Consider the following 21,241-nt stretch of genomic DNA (forward strand, 5'->3'; position numbering starts at 1 on the left):
TTGCACAGGGGACGGTAAGAACTGCGCGGATGGTAGGCACTTGCGCGCTGGCGGGCCATCAAAATTATTTGCGCGGGGCTGCAACAAATTTCCAAGGCAGGCCGAGGCGGGCCCGCGCAAGCTCCAGGACTTTCACCAAAAACACCGCCTGGCGCTTATTCCACAAGCGCAATAAGCTATTATTTTCATAGCAAAACATGATCCCACCGTGGGTTCTGGCATGCGGCCCCCCTCCCCGCACCGCGTCGCACCGCCGCATGCTCAGCGCACGCGGCCTCCCGCGTTGTCGGCCAGCACGACCTCGGGCGCCTCGTCCGGGCCCCGGTAGAGCATGAAGCGCATGCGCCCGCCGCGCTTGGCGGCGTACATGGCGCTGTCGGCATGGCGCGAAAGCGCGTCGAAGGTGTCACCATGCTGGGGGTACAGCGCGATGCCGCCGCTCAGCCCGATCTGCAGCACCCGACCCGCCAGCTCGAAAGGCAGGTCGCAGGACGCGAGGATCTTGCATGCCACGCTGCACGCGGGCTCGGCGCCGTCCAGCCCCGGCAGCAGCACCACGAATTCGTCGCCGCCCTGGCGGCACACGGTGTCCGAGGCGCGCACGGCGGCCTTCAGGCGCTGGGCGAACTGCACCAGCAGCAGGTCGCCCACATCGTGGCCGAGGGTGTCATTCACGTCCTTGAAGCCGTCCAGGTCCAGGTACATCACGGCCAGGCACTTGCCGTCGCGGCGCGCCTGCGAGATGGCCAGCTGGGCGCGGTCCTGCAGCAGCACGCGGTTGGGCAGGTCGGTCAGCGCGTCGTACTGGGCGAGGTGCGCCATGCGCTCGGCCATGACCACCGATTCGGTCACATCGCGCAGCACGGCCACGGCGCCCGTCACGGCTCCATGGCGGTCGGTGATGGGGCTGGAGGTTTCCTCCACCTGAAAGCGCTGCCCGCTGGTGCGGTGCAGGACCACGCCGCGCACCGCTTCCACCGCCAGGCCCTGCTCCATGGCCTGGCGCAAGGGGCTGGCCAGCACCGCGTCGTTGTCGGGGCTGCGCAGGTTCACCACCTCGTCCACGTTGTGGCCCGCCGCGTCGAAGGCCTGCCAGCCGGTCAGGCGCTCGGCCACCGGGTTCAGGTACGTGACCGCTCCATGGGCGTCCGCGCAGACCACCGCGTCTCCGATGGACTGCAGCGTGAGACGCACGCGCTCCTTCTCGTCAAACAGTTCGTCCTCCATGCGCTTGCGTTCCGAGATGTCCGTCACCTGCACGAAGATGCCACGCACCTTGCCGCCCTCGGTGTCGGGCAGGTAGGAGGCCATGGTGTGGCGCGCAACGCCATGCACATCCGCGAAGGTGCGCTCGAACAGTTGCGGCTCGCCCAGCAGCGCCCTGTCCAGGAACGGCTTGTTCTGCGCGAACAGCTCCGGCCCGAGCAGGTCGCTCAGGTGCATGCCGGGCATGCGCTCGGGCCGCACGCCGAACCACTCGAAATAGACCTGGTTGGCGAACCGGTTGCGCAGCCCGGCATCCCAGTAGCCGATCATCGAGGGCATGTTGTCGAGAATGGTGCGCGTGTTGCGTTCGGCCTCGCGCAGCCGCGCGGAGACCTGCTGGCGCAGCGTGAGTTCGCGCACGAACAGCGTGGCCAGCCCCACGCAGCTGACCATCAGCAGCAGCGCGAACCCGCCCAGCACCCAGGCGCTGCGGTACCACTTGGCCAGGACGGTGTCGGTGGACTGCGCCACGTTGAGGATCAGCGGATAGCGCCCCACGGGACGGAACGAATACAGGCGCTCCATGCCGTCGATGGTGGACGTGCCGATGAAGGTGCCCGTGCCCTCCTTCTGGAAGCGGATCAGGTTGGGGGTGCCCGCCAGGCTGCGGCCCACGTCGGCGTCGCCATAGGGAAACCGGGTGATCACGACGCCGTCGCTGCGAAACAGGTTCACGCCGCTGTGGGGGCCCATGTCGAGCGAACCGAACAGCTCATTGAAATAGCTCAGGCTGATGGCGCCCACCACCACCCCGGCGAAGCTGCCGTCCGGGCGGTAGTAGGCGCGCGAGACCGGCAGGATGTTGAGCCCGGTCACGCGCGAGGGCACGGGCTTGCCCACGAACAGGCCCTGGTGCCCGCCCGACTGGAACGCCGTGAAATAGTCGCGGTCCGCGAAGTTGACCCGGCGCGGCGGCAGCGGGCCCGAATCGAGCACCACGTTGCCCAGGGTGTCGAGCACCAGCACATCGCCCGCGCCACGCGCGCGCAGGGAGTTGTCGAACACCACCCGGGCGCGCAGGTCGGGCGGCAGGGCCCACACCTCGGGCCTGCCCACCTCGCGCGCCACGCCTTCCAGCGATTTGTCGAACGTGTCGAGCGCCCAGCTCAGCCCCTGCTCCAGCGTGCGCGCGAGATTGGCGTTGGTCTGGGCAGCGTAGTTCCACTCGTCAGCGCGAATGGTCCAGATCGTGCGTGCGAAGAGTGCGCCAATGCCCAGCGAGACCAACAGGGCCAGCCAGATCAGGCGGTGGGAAAAGAACTGGCGCAGAAAGGGCATAGAAATATCTTGTAACCATTCTAGGCGTCTACCTGTGGCGTGCCGGGCGGCAAGTCACACCGTATCCCTCGGATTTCGTGGCGTCAATGCGCAGTGGCCCTGGGTGCGGGCGCCACGGCACCCGCGCCGCGCACCTCGATGCGGACCTCGTCCAGCACCTGGCCCTGGGCATCGGTGAGCTGCACCACGTGCCGCCCCGGCCAGGGCATCCAGGCCACGCGCGCGCCGCGCCCGAGCGGCCTGCCGTCCATGCGCCACAGCCACCCGCTTCCCGTGGCGGTGAACTGCAGGCGCTGGCGCGCGGGAGGGATGTCCGGGTCCAGCGCGATGATGGTGCCAGGGGCCGGCGCCGTGATGCGCGCGCCAAGGCCCGGCGCGGCCGCCCCGGCCTCGCGCCCCGGGGGATGGGGGGTTCTTTTGGTGCTGGTGCTGGGTTCGTCTTGCCCGTTAGCTCCTGAATCAATAGCAAACAGGGGCTGCTGGGTGCCCTCCAGGAACCACTCCTGCCGCGCCGCCTCCAGGGGCTGGCGGGCGTCGCCCGCGCCACCGGGCTGTGGCGCGGCGGGCCCGAATTGCACGGCGGCCCGGACAAGGCCCGGGGGCGCCTTGGGGGCGCGGCTGGGTTCGCGCGCGTGCAGGAAGCCCATGACCGCGGCCCAGATGGGCGCGGCGCCGCTGGTGCCGCTCACGTCGTGCATGGCCGCGCCGCTGGCATTGCCCACCCATACGCCCACGGTGTAGCGCGCGGACCAGCCCACGGCCCAGTTGTCGCGCATGTCCTTGCTGGTGCCGGTCTTCACGGCGGTCCAGAAGCGCGTGGCCAGCACGCTGTCGGTGCCAAAGGTGCGCGCCCGCGCATTGCCGTCGGACAGGATGTCGCCCACGATGAAGGCCGCGCGCGGATCGAGCGCGGGGGCGAAGGCCGGGACCTTGCCGGGGGGCGCCTGGGCCCATGCCACCGGGCTCAGGCGCCCGCCGTTGGCGAGGGTGCGAAACGCGTTGGACAGGTGCAGCAGCGGCACCTCGGGGCTGCCCAGCGCGAGGCTGTAGCCAAAGTAGTCCCCGTTTTCGCGCAGCGGCATGCCCGCCGCGGAGAGCTGGCGATGGAACGCGTCCGGCGTGACCATGACCAGCGTGCGCACCGCCGGCACGTTCAGCGACGCCGCCAGCGCGGTGCGCACCGACACCCAGCCCTTGAACTGGCGGTCGTAGTTCTGCGGGATGTACAGGCCGCCCGCGGTGGCGATGTGCGCGGGCGAATCGTCCACCAGCGAGGCCGCCGTGAGACGCCGCTCGGCGATGGCCTGCGCATACAGGAACGGCTTGAGCGTGGAGCCCGGCTGGCGCGGCGCCAGCACGCCATCCACCTCGCCGGCCTGGCTCAGCGGCCCCGACGAGCCCACCCAGGCCAGCACCGCGCCCGTGGCGTTGTCCAGCACCAGCACCGCGCCGTCTTCCACGTTGCGTCCGCGCAGCTCCCGCAGGTGCTGCTGCAGGGCCAGCACGGCAAAGCGCTGCAGCGGCGCGCGCAGCGTGCTCTGCACGCGCTCGGGCACCACGCCCCCCTCCTTGATGAAGCGCTGGCGCAGCAAGTGCCGCGCGAAGTGGGGGGCCACGCCCTCGCTCGCATCGAACGCGCGGCGCTGCAGCGCCGCCGTGGTGAACAGGTCCAGGGCATCGCAGTCCACGGGGGGCAGGTGCTGTGCCGGACGGCCGGAGGCCAGGGATCGCGGCCGCGCCGGTGGCTGCTGCGCCCGCATGTCGCGCAGCACCCCGCAGGCCCGCTGCGCCACCAGGCCGGGGCGCGCGTTGGGCGCGCGCACCAGCGCGGCCGCCACGGCCGCCTCGCGCTCGTCCAGGCCATGGGCGGCCTTGCCGAACAGCGTGCGGCTCAGGGCGTCGATGCCCACCAGTTCGCTGCGAAAGGGTACGAGGTTGAGGTAGGCCTCCAGGATCTGGTCCTTGCGCCAGCGCCGGTCCAGCACCTGTGCGGCCACCGTCTGGCCGAGCTTTTGCGCCACCGAGCGCCCGCCCGGCCCCTGGCGCCAGTCCCCATCGAGCAGGCCCGCCAGCTGCATGGTGATGGTGCTGGCCCCGCGCGTGCGCTGGTTCCACAGGTTGCCCCAGGCGGCGGCCGAGGCGGCTTGCCAGTCCACCCCGCTGTGCTCGAAGAAACGCTTGTCCTCGCTGAGCACCAGGGCCGTGCGCAGCGCGGGTGAAATGTCGGCCAGCGCCACCCACTGGCCACGGCGCACGGTGGTGTCGGTGCGCAGGCGCTGCAGCACCTCGCCCTCGCGCGAGAGGAGCACGGTGTCGGACGGTCTGAAGTCCGCGCGCACCTCCTCGAAAGTCGCGATGGCCGCCGCGGGCGCCGCCAGGAAGGCGGACAGGGCCGCCACGGCCCACCCCTTGTACGGCCTGCGCGCCCGCCCGGGCACCACGGGCCGGCCACGGTCAGTCATCCCGATGCTCCCGGTCGAACCGCGTTTCGGCCTCGGTCAGGTGGCGCAGCAGCACGTGTGAGATCAGGTTGACCCCGATGCCGCCGAACACCACCGGCAGGATATACAGGGCAATCGACAGCTCGGAAATGAACACCGCGTCGTCCGCCAGCGACGGCGTGCCTTTGGCCAGGGCCGCGAGCGATTGCAGCAGGTACACGTCCACGCCCGCGATCAGCACCAGCGCCACGCCAAAACCCAGCACCGCCATGCGCGAGATCGAGCGCGTGGCCAGCAGCAGCCCGTAGATGCCCGCGGGCAGCACCAGGGAAAACGCCACCAGCAGCCAGAACCGCAGTTCCACGAAGACACTGAGGCTCATGGCGCGCGGCTCCGGGGACGGCTCATGACGGGGCGTGGCACGGCGCCGCGGCTACCTGGCCGCCTCCACCTTGACCCGCGCGTTGGGCAGCTCGCCGAACATCTCGGGCGCGTACATGGCCTCCACGCGGCTCGGGGGCAGCGCGAAATCGCCCACGTTGTTCAGGCGCACGGTGTACTCCATCTTGACCGTGCCCTTGGGCAGGTACTCGTAGTAGCTGCGGAAGGCCTCGAAGCTGCGCTCCTCGAACGCGGGCCAGCCCGCGCCGCTCTTCGCCTTCTCGCCCTGCGTGGCGATGGCCGAGTCGCGGCCCAGGCCGCTGCCCAGGATGGTGGCGCCGCCCGGGACCGGGTCGGTGATGGCCACCCAGGTCATGTCGGCGCTGGCGTTCACCTCCAGCGTCACGCGCAGCACGTCGCCGCGCGTGTACTGGCCGGGCGGCAGCGCCTTGTTGGCCTGCTCCACGGGCGTCACCGTCTTGGTGATGGAGTACCCGGCGGCAAAAGGCGCCTTCAGCTGGATGGCGGCCACCGACTGCAGCGTGAGCCAGGGCTTGCCGGGGCCCTGGTGCGTGACGGCCAGTGGCTCCTTGCCACCCGCTTTGCCCCAGGGCAGGAACATGCCGTTGTTCTTCAGGTTGCCCGGCGACGCAGGCGCGCCGAACCAGGTGGTCTGGTGCGCAGCGCCTGTCAGGTCGGTGGTCTTCACGCGCTCGACCTTGCTCCAGTCCACCGCCGCGTTGTGGGCGCCCATGGCGGCCCTGGTGGTGCCCGACACCGGCGTGGCCTCGAACCTGGCGCTGAACTTCTCCAGCGCCAGCCCGCCCCACAGGTTGGCCGTGGTGGTGTGCCAGGCGCCGGCCTGCTGGCGGCTGATGAAGCCGTTGGCCAGGCGGCCCATGTCGTCCTTCCAGGCCGGGTCGTCCATCACCGCGAGCATCAGGCGCGCGGTGTTCACGTCGCCGTTCTGCATCAGCCACCACCAGTAGTCGTCCTGCTCGGTGCTGAAGATCAGCTTGGTGCCCTGGAACGACAGGCGGCTGCGCAGGATCTGCAGGGCTTCGGCCAGGCGCTTGTCGCGCTCGGGCACGTCGGCCACGCGTTTGAGCACGTTCACCCAGTCGATCACCGTGTGCGTGGGCCACTGGTTGGGCGCGATGGTGATGCTGCCGACCATCCGGCCCTGGGCCTTGCCGTAGCGCGAGAGCGCCTCCAGCGCGGCCACCTTGCGCATGTCCAGGTCCTTGCGCGGGCTCCAGAAGCTGCGCTGGATGCGGCCTTCCACGAACGCGATCAAGCCGCGCTCCATGGGCGCGCGGGCCTCGTCGGGCAGGGCAAACGCGGGGTTGAGGCTGGCCGCCTCGTGCGTGGCCGCCAGCACGTAGGCCGTGAGCGTGTCGCTGCCCCGGTTGGCGTCGCCGTCGCGCGGCGGGAAGTAGTTGGCCAGACCGTCGCTGTCCAGGTAGGTGGGCAGCTGCGCCACCACGGTCTGCCACAGCGCGCCGTCACGCAGGCCCACGGCCTTGCTGGTCTTTTGCTCCAGGCAGGCGAACGGGTAGCGGGCCCACCAGTCGCGCACGCCGGGCAGGCCCTCGGCCAGCTTGGGCTGCAGCGACATCTTGAGGCCGCCCCGGCCCGGCAGCGCATCGGCGGGCGGGTTCACGTCCAGGCTGAAGCTGCCGTCCACCTGCACGAGCGTGGCCTGCTGCACCGTGAGCGGCACGGCGGGGATGATGCGCTGGCGTGCCTTGAGGGCATCGCGCGCGCCGCTGACGGTGTCCTTGGCCTCGATCTCCCACAGGATGGACTCGGAGCGCGTCTGCGCCAGCTGGGCCGGCGCGGTGACGTTCCAGGCCACCTCGCGCGACTCGCCGGCGGGGATGTCGACGGTCTGGGGCTTGAGCTCCAGCAGCGTGGCGCGCGGCGCCACCTCGACCTTCATCGCCGCCTTGGTGGTGTTGCGCAGCGTGATCTGCGCGCGGAACTGGTCGTCCTCGCGCACCAGGGGCGGCAGGCCGCTGATGATCTGCAAGTCCTGCGTGGCGCGGATGCTGGTGCTGCCGGTGCCGAACAGGCCGGTGGACGCATCGGCCACCGCCACGATCTTGAACGTGGTCAGCGCGTCATTGAGCGGCACCGTCACCTTGGCCTGGCCGTTGGCGTCCAGCTGCAGGGCCGGCTCCCACAGCAGCAGCGTGTCGAGCAGCTCGCGCGTCTGCGCCCTGCCCCCTCCGCCGCCGGCAGGCACGGCCTTCTTGCCATAGTGGCGCCGGCCGATGATCTCCATCTGCGCGGTGGAGGTCTCCACGCCCCAGCTGCGGCGCTGGAGCATGGCTTCGAGCAGGTTCCAGCTGGTGTTGGGCATCAGCTCCAGCAGCGCCTGGTCCACGGCGGCCACGGCCACCTCGGCATTGGCGGCGGGCTTGCCGCCCGGCAACGTGGCGGTGATGGTGACCTGCGCCTTGCCGCGCACGGCATAGCTTTCCTTGTCGGCCGCCACCTTCACGCTGATCTGGTGGGCCTGCGTGCCCACGCGGATCTCGGCCAGGCCCAGCCGGAAGGCGGGCTTGGACAGGTCCACCAGCGCCGTGGGCGCCTGGTACTCCTTGCCCTCGTACCAGAACGAGGTCCACCACTCGCGCGGCGCCTTGAAGCCCCAGGTGAAGAAGCTGTACCACGGCACCTCGCGCAGGCGCCCGCGCAGGGCCAGCACGCTCACGTACACGTTCGGGCCCCAATCCGGCTGCACCTTCAGGCTCACCGTCGGGTCCTGGCCGTTGAGCTGCACCACCTGGGTGTCGATGACGCCCTCGCGCTCCACCGCCACCAGTGCCGTGGCAAAGCGGAACGGCATGCGCACCTGGAACTTGGCGGTCTCGCCCGGCTGGTAGCTTTTCTTCTCGGGCAGCAGGTCGATGCGGTCGTGGTCCTCGCCGCCAAACCACAGCTCGCCCTGGCGCGTGACCCACACCGACGAGGCGGCCACGCTGGTGTTGCCGTCGCGGTCGGTGGCCGTGACCACCAGTTCCACCTCGCCGGGCTCATCCAGCCTGGACTCGCACAGCAGCAGGCCGCGCGCGTCGCTCTTGCCGCTGCACAGCGTGCCCAGGTCTTTCGTTTCGGTCTGGTTGTCATAGCTGTAGAAGCCGCCCACCATGCGCTTGCGCGTGGTGGTCGTGATGCGCGCGATGGCCTGCACCTGCAGCGAGGTGTCGGCGGCGGGCTTGCCGTCGTGCTGCAGCGCCAGGGCCTGGTAGCGGATCTTCTGGCGGGCCGAGACCCAGCCCTCGGTCTTCACGCCCGCCACCACGCCGGCGGGCCACAGCGTGTGCGTGCCGCGCAGGGTCTGCACCTCGCCGTTGGGGTCGGCATACGTGGCCTCCATCAGCAATTCCTGTGGTTCGCGCGCCTGGGGCACGTTGTCGATGGTCAGCTTGCCCGCGCCGTCCTTGTTCAGCGTGAGCGGCAGCTTGTCGGCGATCACGCGCGCGTCCTGGCTGGCGGCGGGCTCCTCGTCGTCGCCACCCGCGCTGGAGGCCTGCGCGCGCTTGCGCGGAGGGTTGAAGCTGAAGGCCTCGTAGTCGGCGTACTGCAGGCTCTTGCCGCGCACCAGGGCGGACACCCGCACCGGCAGATGGGCCGCGCCGCCGCCCGCCACGTAGTTGACCTGCACGTCGGTGGGCACCGAGCGCACGCGCACCAGCGCCTTCTTGTCGGCCGGCGCAATGCGCCCTTCGAGCACCGGCAGGCGGAATTCCTCCACGCGGAACTCGCCCGAGCTGAAGCTGCGCTCATTGTCGGAATCGCTGCGCAGCTCCACCTGGTACACGCCGAGCTTGGCGGCGGGCGGCACGGCGAAGCTGCTCTGCGCGCTCAGCCCCCCGGTGGCGGTCGTGCGCCATGCGAGGCTCTGGGTGAATTGCTGGCCGCTGCCCACATGGGTGATGACCAGGGTCTCGGGCCGCTGCGCGGGCAGCGCGAACCCCTGGCGGGTTTCAGAGCGCAGCACGTGCTTCATCGACACGGTTTCGCCCGCCCGGAACAGGGTGCGGTCGAAGATGGTGTGGGCCCGCTCGCTGGGGCGCGGGGCGCTGTTCGTAGGCACGTTGAAGCGCCAGGGCTCGATGCCGCGCTGCCAGTCGCTCCACGTGAAGGCCATGTCCTCCACGCCGTCGTCGCCCTTGTGGCGCGCACTCACGAAATAGGCCTGGCCGCCATCGCCGCCGTGGTAGGCATCGCCGCAGCGCGGCGGTTCGGACGACAGGCCCTCGATGTTCGCGACCCCCTGGTCGTTGGTGATGGCCTGCGCCAGCTCGTTGCCCTTGCAGTCGGACACACGCACCGTGGCGCCCTGCACCGGCTGGCCCTTGTCCAGCGTGGTCACCCAGGCCAGTGCGTTCTCGCGGCCCAGCTTGAAATGCACGCCCAGGTTGGTGACCAGGGCCGAGGTGCGCACATACATCGTGCGGGCATCGCCATGGCGTTCGTCGAGCAGCGAGGCGCCCAGCTTCTGCGAGGCGATCTCCACCACGTGGAACCCGGGCGTGAGGGGAATGCCCACCACCTCGGACGGGCGCGGGTCGTTGCCGGAAGGCCTGGGCAGGTCCAGCGTCTTCACCCCGCCCTTGCCCGCCAGCAGCGACAGCATGCGCGACTGCACGTACTCCTTGTCCTCGTCCAGCGCCTTGGGCAGCGGGCCGCTCACGTCCTGCCGCGCCTGCTTGCGGTTCACCACGTAGTTGTCATAGCGCTGCACCTTTCGGAACCACGCGATGATGTCCGCATCGGTGCGGGGCTTGAGCGTGCTCACCTTGCCTGCCGGCGCCTCGGCGCCCGGCTGCAGCCCCTGCACGCGCAGCGCCGCCTCGACATTGCGCAGCGTCACCGGCAGCAGCGCGGGGGGCTTGTCGGAGCGCGGCCCCTCGGCAAAACGCTCCACGATGCCGAACGGCGCCGCCGCGAACTTGGCCAGCGGCGGCATGCCGCCCGTGGCCACCTTCAGCGGAAAGCTGTCGGCATTGCGCAGCGGACGGCCCGAGGCGTCCTTGAGGTCCTTGGGCAGCTCCAGCGTGAACGCCGTGTTCTCGGCCAGGGGCGCGGCGAACTGCACGCTGTTCACCAGCGCATCGCCCGCCTGGCCATCGCCCGCGCCTTCCATCCGGGGCTGGAGCGTCTCCTTGGCCGATTTGAGGCGGATGGCCGCTGCAAGCTTGCGCGGCACGGGGGCATTGAAGGACAGCTGCAGCGGACGGATGGGCAGGCAGGCCGCCTGCGCGTTCTCCCGCTCACAGCTGAATTCGGCCGAGAAGGGCTCGCGCACCTTGAAGTCAAAGCGTTTTTCCACCGCGTTGGCCACCCCGCTGGGCGTGGCGACGCCCTTGCCGAACACGACCTGCATGCGCGAACCGGACGTGAACCGCCGGTTGCAGGCCAGCGCGGCGTACTGCAGGGGCTCCTGCGCGGCGCTTTTCTCCAGGCCCAGCGCCTTCAGGATCTCGGCCCGCTGCGCGCCCTCGATCAACCGGACCGGGATGCGCTCGCCCACGCCTTCGGCCGTGCACCACACATTGCCCTGCACGCTGGCGGTGGTGGCGGGGCCATTGAGCTGCAGCACGAAGAACTGCTCTTCGTCGATCTCCTGGTAGGGGTTCGGGCGAATGGCCTGCACGAATGGCCCTCCGCTATTGAATTGATAGCTTTTCGCGCCCGTCAATTCAGCGCCAGCGGCCGATTTGAACCCTGCCCTGACGGTGGCGGTGCAGCGCACCCCCGGCGGCAGGTCGCGCTCGAAGTCGAACACCCACTCGCGCTCTCCCGTCCAGCGGCCCGTGCCCTTGGTGGCCCCGGCATCGCTGCAACTCAGGGCCAGCGGCGCGGGCGCCTTGGGGTCGCCAAAGTTGACGGCAGCGGCATCGAACTTGGCCACCACCTGCCGCACCCGGGCCACTTCGCCCTGCGGCGAAAAGCTGGTGATCTGCAGGGCCTGCGCCCCCCAGGCCGCCAGCGACAGGCTGGTGGCCAGCATCCATTTCTTTGCGTTCACGCTGTCCCCTCCGAAGGAACCGGCAAGCGTAACAAAACGGCACTGCACCCGGCGCGGCGTTGCAAGCGCTTACGTATCCGGCCAGCCGGCCGGATCACCGCCCGCCGACGACGGCCCGATACGGTGGCGTCCTACCCCGCGGCGGCGTGTGGCCCTCAAAGATGGGGGTTTGTTTCCCTTCCTTCCCACCGTTCAGGAGCGCCCATGGCACGAACCCCCACCACCCGCGGCGCGGCAAAGAAGACGCTGCCCGCTGCTCCCTCCTCCACCCAGGCCGACACCTACCGCGGCAACGCGGGCGAGTTGCAGCAGCAAGCTGGCGGCAAGCACCCCGTGCTCACCACGCAGCTGGGCATTCCCGTGGCGGACAACCAGAACTCCCTGCGTTCGTCGCCACGCGGCCCCACGCTGCTCGAGGATTTCATCCTGCGCGAGAAGATCACCCACTTCGACCACGAGCGCATTCCCGAGCGCATCGTGCACGCGCGCGGCTCGGCGGCCCACGGTTTCTTCGAGCTCACCCATTCGCTCAAGCAGTACACCGCCGCCCGCGTGCTCACGGAGGTGGGCGTTCAGACACCCGTGTTCACGCGCTTTTCCACCGTGGCGGGCGGCGCCGGTTCGGTGGACACGCCGCGCGATGTGCGCGGCTTCGCCGTCAAGTTCTACACCCCCGAGGGCAACTGGGACCTGGTGGGCAACAACATCCCCGTGTTCTTCATCCAGGACGCGATGAAGTTTCCCGACCTCGTGCACGCCGTCAAGATGGAGCCCGACCGTGCGTTTCCCCAGGCGGCCAGCGCGCACGACACCTTCTGGGATTTCATCTCGCTGATGCCCGAGTCGCTGCACATGATCATGTGGGCGATGAGCGACCGCACCATCCCGCGCAGCCTGCGCATGATGGAAGGCTTCGGCGTGCACAGCTTCCGCCTGATCAACGCCGCGGGCGACAGCACCTTCGTGAAATTCCACTGGCGCCCCAAGCTGGGCATCCAGTCCACGGTGTGGGACGAGGCCGTGAAGCTGCAGGCGGCGGACAACGACTTCCACCGGCGCGACCTGTTCGAGGCCATCGAGGCGGGCGATTTCCCGGAATGGGAGCTGTCCGTGCAGCTCTTCACCGAAGAGGATGCGGAGCGCTTTCCGTTCGACCACCTGGACCCCACCAAGCTCGTTCCCGAGGAACTGGTGCCGCTGCAGCCCGTGGGCCGCATGGTGCTCAACCGCTGGCCCGACAACTTCTTCGCGGAGACCGAGCAGGTGGCCTATTGCCCCGCCAATGTGCCGCCAGGCATCGACTTCAGCAACGACCCGCTGCTGCAGGGCCGCCTGTTCTCGTACCTGGACACGCAGCTGTCGCGCCTGGGCGGGCCCAACTTCGCGCAGATTCCCATCAATGCGCCCAAGTGCCCCTTTCACAACATGCAGCGCGACGGCCACATGCAGATGCAGGTGCCCAAGGGCCGCGTGAACTATGAGCCCAGCAGCCTGCAGGCCGATACGCCGCGCGCCTCGCAGGCGCTGGGAATGCGGCATTTCGCGCAAGGGGACGACGGCGCCAAGGGGCGCATCCGCGCCGAGAGCTTCGCCGACCACTACAGCCAGGCGCGCATGTTCTTTCGCAGCCAGAGCCCGCTGGAGCAGGCGCACATGGCGTCCGCGCTGGTGTTCGAATTGTCCAAGGTGGGCACGCCGCATGTGCGCGAGGCCGTGGTGGGCCACCTGCAGCACGTGGACCCCGAGCTGGCCCGGCGCGTGGCCGACGGGCTGGGCCTGCAGGCCCTGCCCCCCGCACCGCCGGTGGCCGATCCGGTGCAGGACCTGCCGCCCTCTCCCGCGCTGCGCATCATCGACCGCATGAAGCCCACGCTGCAGGGCCGCTGCATCGGCATCCTGGTGGCCGACGGCTCCAACGGCAACACGGTGGCCAACCTGCGCAAGGCGGCGGAGAAGGCCGGCGCCACCGTCAAGATCGTGGCGCCCAAGGTGGGCGGTGCCCGGCTCAGGGACGGCACCCAGCTGCCCGCCGACGGGCAGCTGCAAGGCACGCCATCGGTGGTGTTCGACGCCGTGGCCTCGGTGCTGTCGCCCGAGATGGGCGCGCAGCTGGCCCAGGAGGCCGCCGCCGTGGACTGGTTCCGCGACGCGTTCGGGCACCTCAAGGCCATCGCGGCCTGCAAGGGCACCCAGGCCATCCTGCAGGCCGGGGGCATCGAGCCCGATGCGGGCGTGGTGGACCCGGCCGACGTGCAGGGCTTCCTGGCGGCCGCACAGACCCGCCAATGGGAGCGCGAACCCAGGGTCCGCACCCTCGCATGAACGAACACCCCCTGCGCACACCCCATTGCCAACCCAACCACCGAAGGAGAAACCATGCCCAAAGCCCACTATGACAGCCACCAGCTTGATGATCTCGTGCTCCAGATGATGGAGACCGAACTCGGCGGCGAGCAGGTGTACCGCACCGCGCTCACCTGCGCCGTGAACCCGGATCTCAAGAAGGAATGGCAGACCTATCTGGAAGAAACCCTGACCCACCAGGAGGTGGTGCGCAGCCTGTGCGACGCCCTGGGCCTGGACCCGGCCGCGCAGTCACCCAGCCGGGCGGTGGTCAAGCACATCGGCGAATCCCTGGTCAAGGCCATGCTGCTGGCGAAACAGGGGGGCGACCCCGCCGCCGCCCAGCTGGTGGCCTGCGAATGCGTGGTGCACGCCGAGACCAAGGACCACGCCAACTGGGAACTGCTGGGCAAGGTGGCCGAGGTGGCCACGGGGGACGTGGGCCAGACGCTGAAAGCGGCCCACAAGGCCGTGGAAAAGGACGAGGACCACCACCTCTACCACACCAAGGGCTGGTGCCGCGAACTGGCCATTGAGGCGCTGGGCATGCCCGCCGTGCTGCCGCCGCCCGAAGAGGTCAAGAAGGTGGAAACCGCCATCGGCGCGTCGCGCGCCGAGCAGCAGCGCGAGGCCATGCTGTAGCCGGACAAGCCGCGGGGGGGGCGCCGCCAGGCGCTCCATGCCAAAGCTACAAAAACAATAGCCGCCAGCGCTTGATTGACAAGCGCTGGCGGCTATTTCATTGCCCGGCCGCGCTGGCGCCACGGCCCTTCGGAACCCCCACTACTGGGCCACGAACCCGCTCGTCTTGATGATGCGGGTCCAGGCGTCGGTGTAGGAAGCCTGGCGGGCGGCCAGCTGCTGGGGCGACATGTGGCCCACGGTGAGCCCCATGGCGGTGAGGTGGTCACGCACGTCGGGCATGGCCACGACCTTGGCCAGCGCGGCCGAGAAGTCGGTGATGAACTTCTGCGGCGTGCCGGTGGGTGCGTAGATGCCGTAGTACGGCAGGTCCTCGAAGCCCTTGAGGCCCATCTCGTCGAACGTGGGCACGTCGGGCATGGCCGCCTGGCGCCTGGTGCCCAGCACGCCCACCACGCGCACCTTGCCGGCCTTGTGGTTCTCCATGAAGTCCTGCACCGAGGCCACGCCCGCGCTGATCTGGTTGCCCAGCATGTCGGCCATCATGGGCGCACTGCCCCGGTAGGGGGCCGAGACCAGGTCCAGCTGGTACTTCTGGCCCAGCAGCTTGACCAGGAACTCGGGCGTGGAGGCGGGTGCCGGAATGCCGACCGCGCCCTTGCCGTGGCCACTGGCCTTCACCCAGGCCACGTACTCGGGGAACGACTTCGCCGGCGTGCCGCCCGAGACGGCGAACGCGTTCACGAAGGTGGCGAAGCCACCCACGGGCACGAAGTCGCGCACCGGATCAAAGCCCGGGTTCTTCACCACCTGCGGCAGGATGGAGATGGTGTGGTCGTGCGTGAGGAACAGCGTGGTGCCGTCCGGCGCCGAGGCCTTGAGCGCCTGCGCGGCGATCTGGCCGCCCGCACCGGGGCGGTTTTCCACCACCACGGGCTGGCCCAATTCGTCCTTGAGCTTCTCGGCGAGCGTGCGCGCGATCGCATCGGTGCCGCCGCCGGGCGGGAAACCCACCAGCAGGCGGATGGGCTTGGGTGCCTGGGCAAAGGCCAGCCCCACGGTCAGCGCGGCGCCAGCCAGGGCGGTGATGCGCAAAAGGCGGGACAGCAGGCTGCGGCGGGAAGTGGTCGTCATGGCAGAACTCCGGTTTGTTCGAATGTGGTCGCTGGGGTGCGCATCCGCACACCTAGCACGGTTCAGGCCAGCGGCCCCGGCGCACCAGGGGCCGCCCCGCCGTGGCTGCGGCGCTGCGCTGGCGTGCGCTGGCGGCGTGCCCCTTCCCGAACTGCGCGGCGATTCGAGAGACGGGCAAAGGCGCGCAGCGCCCCAGGGGTTGTCTCATTTTCCCAGGCGCGCGCGGTGGCGCTCCAGCTGGCTGCGCACCTGCGCGGGCGCGGTGCCGCCCAAGGTGTTGCGCGCATTGAGCGAGCCGCGCAGGCTCAGGCACTCGTACACGTCCTTGTCGATCTGCGGGTGAAAGCCCTGCAGCACGGCCAGGGGCAGCTCCGACAGGTCGCAGGCGTGCGTGGTGGCCGCCTTCACGGCGTGGGCCACGGTCTCGTGCGCGTCGCGGAAGGGCAAGCCCTTCTTGACCAGGTAGTCGGCCAGGTCGGTGGCGGTGGCGTAGCCCTTGAGCGCGGCCTGCTCCATCGCGGGTGCGTTGACGGTGATGCCGCCCTCCTTCTGGCCCGTGGCGGGGTTCAGCTGGCCGCCGACCATCTCGGCGAAGATGCGCAGCGTGTCCTTGAGCGTGTCCACGGTGTCGAACAGCGGCTCCTTGTCCTCCTGGTTGTCCTTGTTGTAGGCCAGCGGCTGGCCCTTCATCAGCGTGATGAGGCCCATCAGGTGGCCGACCACGCGGCCGGTCTTGCCGCGCGCCAGCTCGGGCACGTCGGGGTTCTTCTTCTGCGGCATGATCGACGAGCCGGTGGTGAAGCGGTCGGCGATCTTGATGAAGCCGAAGTTCTGGCTCATCCAGATGATGAGTTCTTCACTCAGGCGGCTCACGTGCACCATGCACAGGCTGGCGGCGGCTGTGAATTCGATGGCGAAGTCACGGTCGCTCACGGCGTCCAGGCTGTTCTGGCACACACCCTCCATGCCCAGGGTCCTGGCCACGCGCTCGCGGTCCAGCGGGTAGGTGGTGCCGGCCAGCGCAGCGGCCCCCAGCGGCAGCACGTTGGTGCGGCGGCGCACATCGGCCATGCGGTCGGCATCGCGCGCGAACATTTCCACATAGGCCAGCATGTGGTGGCCGAAGCTCACGGGCTGGGCCACCTGCAGGTGGGTGAAGCCGGGCAGGATCACCTCGACGTTCTGCTCGGCCACGTCCACCAGCGACACCTGCAATTCCTTGAGCAGGTCGCCGATCAGGTCGATCTCGCCGCGCAGCCACAAGCGCACGTCGGTGGCCACTTGGTCGTTGCGGCTGCGGCCGGTGTGCAGGCGCTTGCCGGCATCGCCCACCAGCTGCGTCAGGCGCGCCTCGATGTTCAGGTGCACGTCCTCCAGGTCCAGCTTCCATTCGAAGCCGCCGGACTCGATCTCGGAGGTGATCTGCGCCATGCCGCGCTGGATGGAGGCGTGGTCCTCCTGGCTGATCACGCCCTGGGCCGCCAGCATCTCGGCATGCGCCAGGCTGCCCGCGATGTCGGCCTGCCACAGGCGCTTGTCGAAGAACACGCTGGAGGTGTAGCGCTTGACCAGGTCGCTCATGGGCTCGGAAAACAGCGCCGACCAGGCCTGGGCCTTGGTATCGAGCTGGTTGTGGGACGGCGCAGAGTCAGCGCTGGTGGCTTGGGCTTTGGACATAGGAGGGCAATAATCCGGAGGTTCAGACACCCGGACAACCCGGGCGCCGCAATGCAAAACACGCAAATTTTATCGACCCAGCCTCCGCCGCCCGATTCGGCCCTGCCGCGAGGCTCCGCGCGGGGTGGCCTGGCGCCCGCGCGCCGGGTGCTGGTGTTCGATGCCTGCCAGGTGGGCGTGGTGCTGCGGGCCGTGCTGTTCGTGGAGCTGGTGGTGGGCGTGGGCGCGATGTTCGGAGCGGGCAACCCCGTGGAATGGCTGGCCACGATGGCGCTGCTGACGGGCGGGGCATTGCCGGCCACGCTGCTGTGGCTCATCACGGCCTGCAGCCTCAAGACTGTTCTGCAGCGCCTCTCCACCGCGCAGCAGTATGCGGCCGGCGTGCTGCTGGGCGCGCTGGCGGGCGCCTACGCCTGCGGCATGCTGGCGCTGGTGGCGCAACCTGCGTCACCGCCCTGGCTGGCCAGCGCCGCGACAGGGGCGCTGCTGGCGGCCATGCTGGTGGCGGCGCTGGTGCTGCGCGCACGGGGCCGCACGCCCGCGGCCACCACGGCGCGGCTGACCGAACTGCAGTCGCGCATCCGGCCGCACTTCCTGTTCAACACCCTCAACAGCGCCATCGCGCTGGTGCGCGCGGAACCGGCCAAGGCCGAATCGCTGCTCGAAGACCTGAGCGACCTGTTTCGCCACGCGCTGGTGGAACAGGGGGAATCGGTCACGCTGGCCGAAGAGATCACCCTGGCGCGCCGCTACCTGGCCATCGAAGAGGTGCGCTTTGGCAAGCGCCTGCAGGTGCAGTGGAACCTGGACCCCCGCACCGACAGCGCCCGCCTGCCGCCGCTGCTGCTGCAGCCGCTGGTGGAGAACGCCGTCAAGCACGGCGTGGAGCCCAGCGCGCGCGGCGGGCGGCTGCGCGTGCTGACCGAGCTGCGCGGCAGCCGCGTGGTCGTGCGCATCACCAACACCCTGCCCCCCAAGGAAGGCAGGAACGGCAACGGCAATGGCGACGACACGGCGCCCCGGGGCCACGGCATTGCCCTGGCCAACGTCCGCGCGCGGCTGGCGCTGCTGCATGATGTGCAGGGCGAATTCACCGCCGGCGTGCAGGACGGCCTGTACCAAGTGCGCATCACCCTGCCCGCCACCGACCCCAAGGCGCGCGCCCGGGGCGCGCGCGGCGCGGCGCCAGCCCGAAGGGGCCCCCATGGCGGCCGCGCGCAAACATCCCAGCGCCGCATGGTGGACGGCGAAGACGACCTCAACCACAGCAGCCCCGCTACCGACCATGAACATCCTGATCGTTGACGACGAAGCCCTGGCCCGCAGCCGCTTGCGCACCCTCCTGTCCGACTGCGCCCAGGCCCAGCCTGCCCAGCGCATGACCGTGGCCGAGGCCGCCAACGCCGGCGAAACCATGGCGCTGCTGGGGCCCACGGGCGGACGCGCCTTCGACCTGGTGCTGCTTGACATCCACATGCCCGGCCAGGATGGGCTGGCACTGGCCCACACCCTGCAGACCCTGCCCCAGCCCCCGGCCGTGGTGTTCGTGACGGCCCACGCGGACCATGCCGTGAGCGCGTTCGAACTGGATGCCACCGACTACCTGACCAAGCCCGTGCGCCGCGAACGCTTGCAGCAGGCACTGGCCAAGGTACAGCGTGGCACGCGCCCCCCCGCGTCCGCGCCCACCACCGGCGTGCCCGAAGGCGAAACCCTGCTCATCCAGGACCGGGGCCGCACCGAACGCCTGCCCCTGGCCGAGGTGCTGTACTTCAAGGCCGAGCAGAAGTACGTGACCGTGCGCACCGCCACGCGCAGCTACATCATGGACGGCGCCCTGAGCGAGCTGGAGGCCAAGTTCGCGCCGCGCTTCCTGCGCATCCACCGCAACGCGCTGGTGGCCCGCCGCGCCGTGCGCGCGCTGGAAAAACACTACGACCCCGAGGAGGGCGAAGGCTGGGCCGTGCGATTGCAGGGCTCCACGGAACTGCTGGCGGTGTCGCGCCGGCAGGTGGCCGCGGTGCGGGAAGAGCTGGCGCGTTGATTTCTGGTCTTTTTTGACCTCTGGCGCTTATCTCCAAAGCGCCAATAGCTATAATTTTTATAGCTTACAACTGATCATTGCTGAGGCGCTTCCACCAGCCGCCCCAGAGCCTCCACCCCCACCGGCGGCGTGGCCAGCCAAGGCAGCACATAGGTGCGTTGCGCCAGTCCGTTGGCAATGCGCTCGGCCTGTTGCTGCTCGCCCACCAGGCGGGCCTGCAGCAACGGGTCGCCGGTGCCGGTGGCCGCCACACTTTTGTTGATGACCCAGGCCCAGGGCTCGATGTGGGCACGACGCAAGTCATCCTGCAGCGCAGCGGCCTGGCTCACGGGTGTCACCTCGGGCAGCGTGACGATGACCACATGGGTCATGTCGGCGTCCTGCAGGCGCATCAGGGGCGTGATGATGTGTTTGGAGTTGGCACTGCCTTCGTACTGCTGCGTCATCTGCCGGTGGTAGGCGCCGGTGGCGTCCATCAGCAGCAAGCTGTGGCCGGTGGGCGCGGTGTCCAGCACCACAAAGGCGCTGCGCGCCTCGTTCACCACCCGGCTGAAGGCGTGGAACACGGCGACCTCTTCGGTGCAGGGCGACTGCAGGTCTTCCCGCAGCAGCGCGCGGCCTGCGTCATCCAACGCCTTGCCGCGCGTGGCCATGATCTTGTCGATGTAGGCTTTGGTTTCGGCCTGCGGGTCGATGCGCCCCACCTTCAGGCCCGGCACGCTGCCGCCCAGCTGGCTTTGCACGTGGGCCGCCGGGTCGGTGGTGGTGAGGTGCACGCTGTGTCCGCGCTGCACCAAACCCACAGCCAGCGCGGCGGCAATGGTGGTCTTGCCCACGCCGCCCTTGCCCATCACCATGATGAGACCGTGGCCCTTGGCGGCCAGCGCGTCGGCCAGGGACGAGAGGGGTTCAGCCTGCAACGGCACATCCGCAACGGCGGCGGGCGCGCTCGGCAGCACATCGCCACCGCCCAGCAACGCCCGCAGCGCAGGCAAACCCACGGTATCGAAGGCACGCAGCGGCACCTCGTCGCGCGGCAGCTGGGCCAGCGCATCGGGCATCTGGTCCAGGGCCTGGCGGCCCAGGGCCTCGATGGCATCGGCCACCGCGTCCTGCCCCGGCTGGCTGGCGTGGAACACGCCGTTGATGGCCAGGCGCTGGTTGGCCAGGCCCAGGGCGCGCAGCTCCAGCGCGGTGCGCGCGGCCTCTTGCATGGGTCGGGGGTCGGGGCGGGTGACCAGCACCACGGTGGTCAGGGCCGGGTCGCTCAGTGCGGCCAGCGCGGCGTTGAAACGGGCCTCCTGCATCTTCAGGCCTGAGTGCGGGCCCAGGCACGACGCCCCCCGGTCGTTGCCCGCCAGAAACCCGGTCCAGGCCTTGGGCAGGCTCAGCAGGCGCAGCGTGTGGCCGGTGGGGGCCGTGTCGAACAGCACGTGGTCGAACACATGGCCGGTGTCACTGCCCTCGCTGGCCAGCAGCGCGGCAAATTCGTCGAACGCAGCGATCTCGGTGGTGCAGGCGCCCGAGAGTTGCTCGCGCACCGCAGCGCGTTCATCGCTGCTGGCGGTGGCCTCCAGCTGCGCCAGCACGCGCTGGCGGTAGGCCTCGGCGGCGGTATCGGGGTCGATGTTGAGCATGTGCAGCCCCGGCACCCCGGGCACGGCCACTGGCTGGTTGGACAGCGGCACGCCCAGCATTTCATCCAGGTTGGAGGCCGCATCGGTGCTGACCAGCAGCACCTGGCGGCCCGCATCTGCCAGGGCAATGGCCGTCGCTGTGGACAACGAGGTCTTGCCCACCCCGCCCTTGCCGGTAAAGAACAGGAACCGAGTAGGCTGGGCGAGCAGGCCCAGACGAACCACAGCGGAGTGGTGCGAGGCAGATGCGGCAGCGTTCATGCCATCAGCATGGCACAGCCCCCACCTTTTTGTCTGGCGCAAGTCCCCCCACGGACCCTACACCCCGCAGCCCATTGACCTGCATCAAGAACGG

11 protein-coding genes are annotated in these 21,241 nt (G+C 69.7%); 4 read left to right on the top strand and 7 right to left on the bottom strand.

Annotated features, from left to right (window positions below; translation table 11 throughout):
* Positions 1-261: 261 nt before the first annotated feature.
* From AC07OD_RS05010 to AC07OD_RS05025, 4 genes are all read right to left on the bottom strand, one after another.
* Positions 262-2,544 (bottom strand): bifunctional diguanylate cyclase/phosphodiesterase, encoded by a 2,283-nt coding sequence (locus AC07OD_RS05010; protein ID WP_492807437.1) that lies wholly within the window; start codon positions 2,542-2,544, stop codon positions 262-264.
* 83 nt (positions 2,545-2,627) lie between these two features.
* Complete coding sequence (gene pbpC / locus AC07OD_RS05015) at positions 2,628-5,006, bottom strand: penicillin-binding protein 1C (protein ID WP_494595436.1); 2,379 nt, start codon at positions 5,004-5,006, stop codon at positions 2,628-2,630.
* Positions 4,999-5,367: a hypothetical protein gene (locus AC07OD_RS05020; protein ID WP_218295651.1), complete on the bottom strand. Its 369-nt coding sequence runs from the start codon at positions 5,365-5,367 to the stop codon at positions 4,999-5,001. Before AC07OD_RS05020 ends, pbpC begins: the two co-directional genes overlap by 8 nt.
* Before the next feature lie 51 nt (positions 5,368-5,418).
* Complete coding sequence (locus tag AC07OD_RS05025) at positions 5,419-11,391, bottom strand: alpha-2-macroglobulin family protein (RefSeq protein ID WP_494595599.1); 5,973 nt, start codon at positions 11,389-11,391, stop codon at positions 5,419-5,421.
* A 222-nt stretch (positions 11,392-11,613) separates the two neighbouring features.
* Here AC07OD_RS05025 and AC07OD_RS05030 point away from each other — a divergent pair, with 222 nt between their 5' ends.
* A complete protein-coding gene (locus AC07OD_RS05030) occupies positions 11,614-13,731 on the top strand; it encodes a catalase (RefSeq protein WP_494595438.1) in 2,118 nt (705 codons plus the stop codon).
* A gap of 54 nt (positions 13,732-13,785) precedes the next feature.
* The gene (locus tag AC07OD_RS05035) at positions 13,786-14,394 is read left to right on the top strand and encodes a hypothetical protein (RefSeq protein ID WP_218295653.1); all 609 of its coding nucleotides are present in this window, start codon (positions 13,786-13,788) and stop codon (positions 14,392-14,394) included.
* 141 nt (positions 14,395-14,535) lie between these two features.
* Here the strand turns inward: AC07OD_RS05035 and AC07OD_RS05040 are convergent, their stop codons facing one another.
* Together AC07OD_RS05040 and argH are read right to left on the bottom strand one after the other, a co-directional pair.
* Entirely contained in the window at positions 14,536-15,528 is a 993-nt protein-coding gene (locus AC07OD_RS05040) for a Bug family tripartite tricarboxylate transporter substrate binding protein (protein WP_494595440.1), read from the bottom strand.
* A 204-nt stretch (positions 15,529-15,732) separates the two neighbouring features.
* Positions 15,733-17,205 (bottom strand): argininosuccinate lyase, encoded by a 1,473-nt coding sequence (gene argH / locus AC07OD_RS05045; RefSeq protein WP_218340061.1) that lies wholly within the window; start codon positions 17,203-17,205, stop codon positions 15,733-15,735.
* Between the two features lie 51 nt (positions 17,206-17,256).
* Between argH and AC07OD_RS05050 the strand changes: the two genes are divergently transcribed.
* Entirely contained in the window at positions 17,257-18,510 is a 1,254-nt protein-coding gene (locus AC07OD_RS05050) for a sensor histidine kinase (RefSeq protein ID WP_494595442.1), read from the top strand.
* Positions 18,491-19,249 carry a LytR/AlgR family response regulator transcription factor gene (locus AC07OD_RS05055; protein WP_218295657.1) on the top strand — a complete coding sequence of 253 codons (759 nt, stop codon included), beginning with the start codon at positions 18,491-18,493 and terminating at the stop codon, positions 19,247-19,249. The genes AC07OD_RS05050 and AC07OD_RS05055 overlap by 20 nt, the downstream gene beginning before the upstream one ends.
* 74 nt (positions 19,250-19,323) lie before the next feature.
* Here the strand turns inward: AC07OD_RS05055 and arsA are convergent, their stop codons facing one another.
* Positions 19,324-21,147 carry an arsenical pump-driving ATPase gene (gene arsA / locus AC07OD_RS05060; RefSeq protein WP_494595445.1) on the bottom strand — a complete coding sequence of 608 codons (1,824 nt, stop codon included), beginning with the start codon at positions 21,145-21,147 and terminating at the stop codon, positions 19,324-19,326.
* Positions 21,148-21,241 lie beyond the last annotated feature (94 nt).

It is taken from the genome of Acidovorax sp. GW821-FHT10E03 (genome assembly GCF_059415205.1).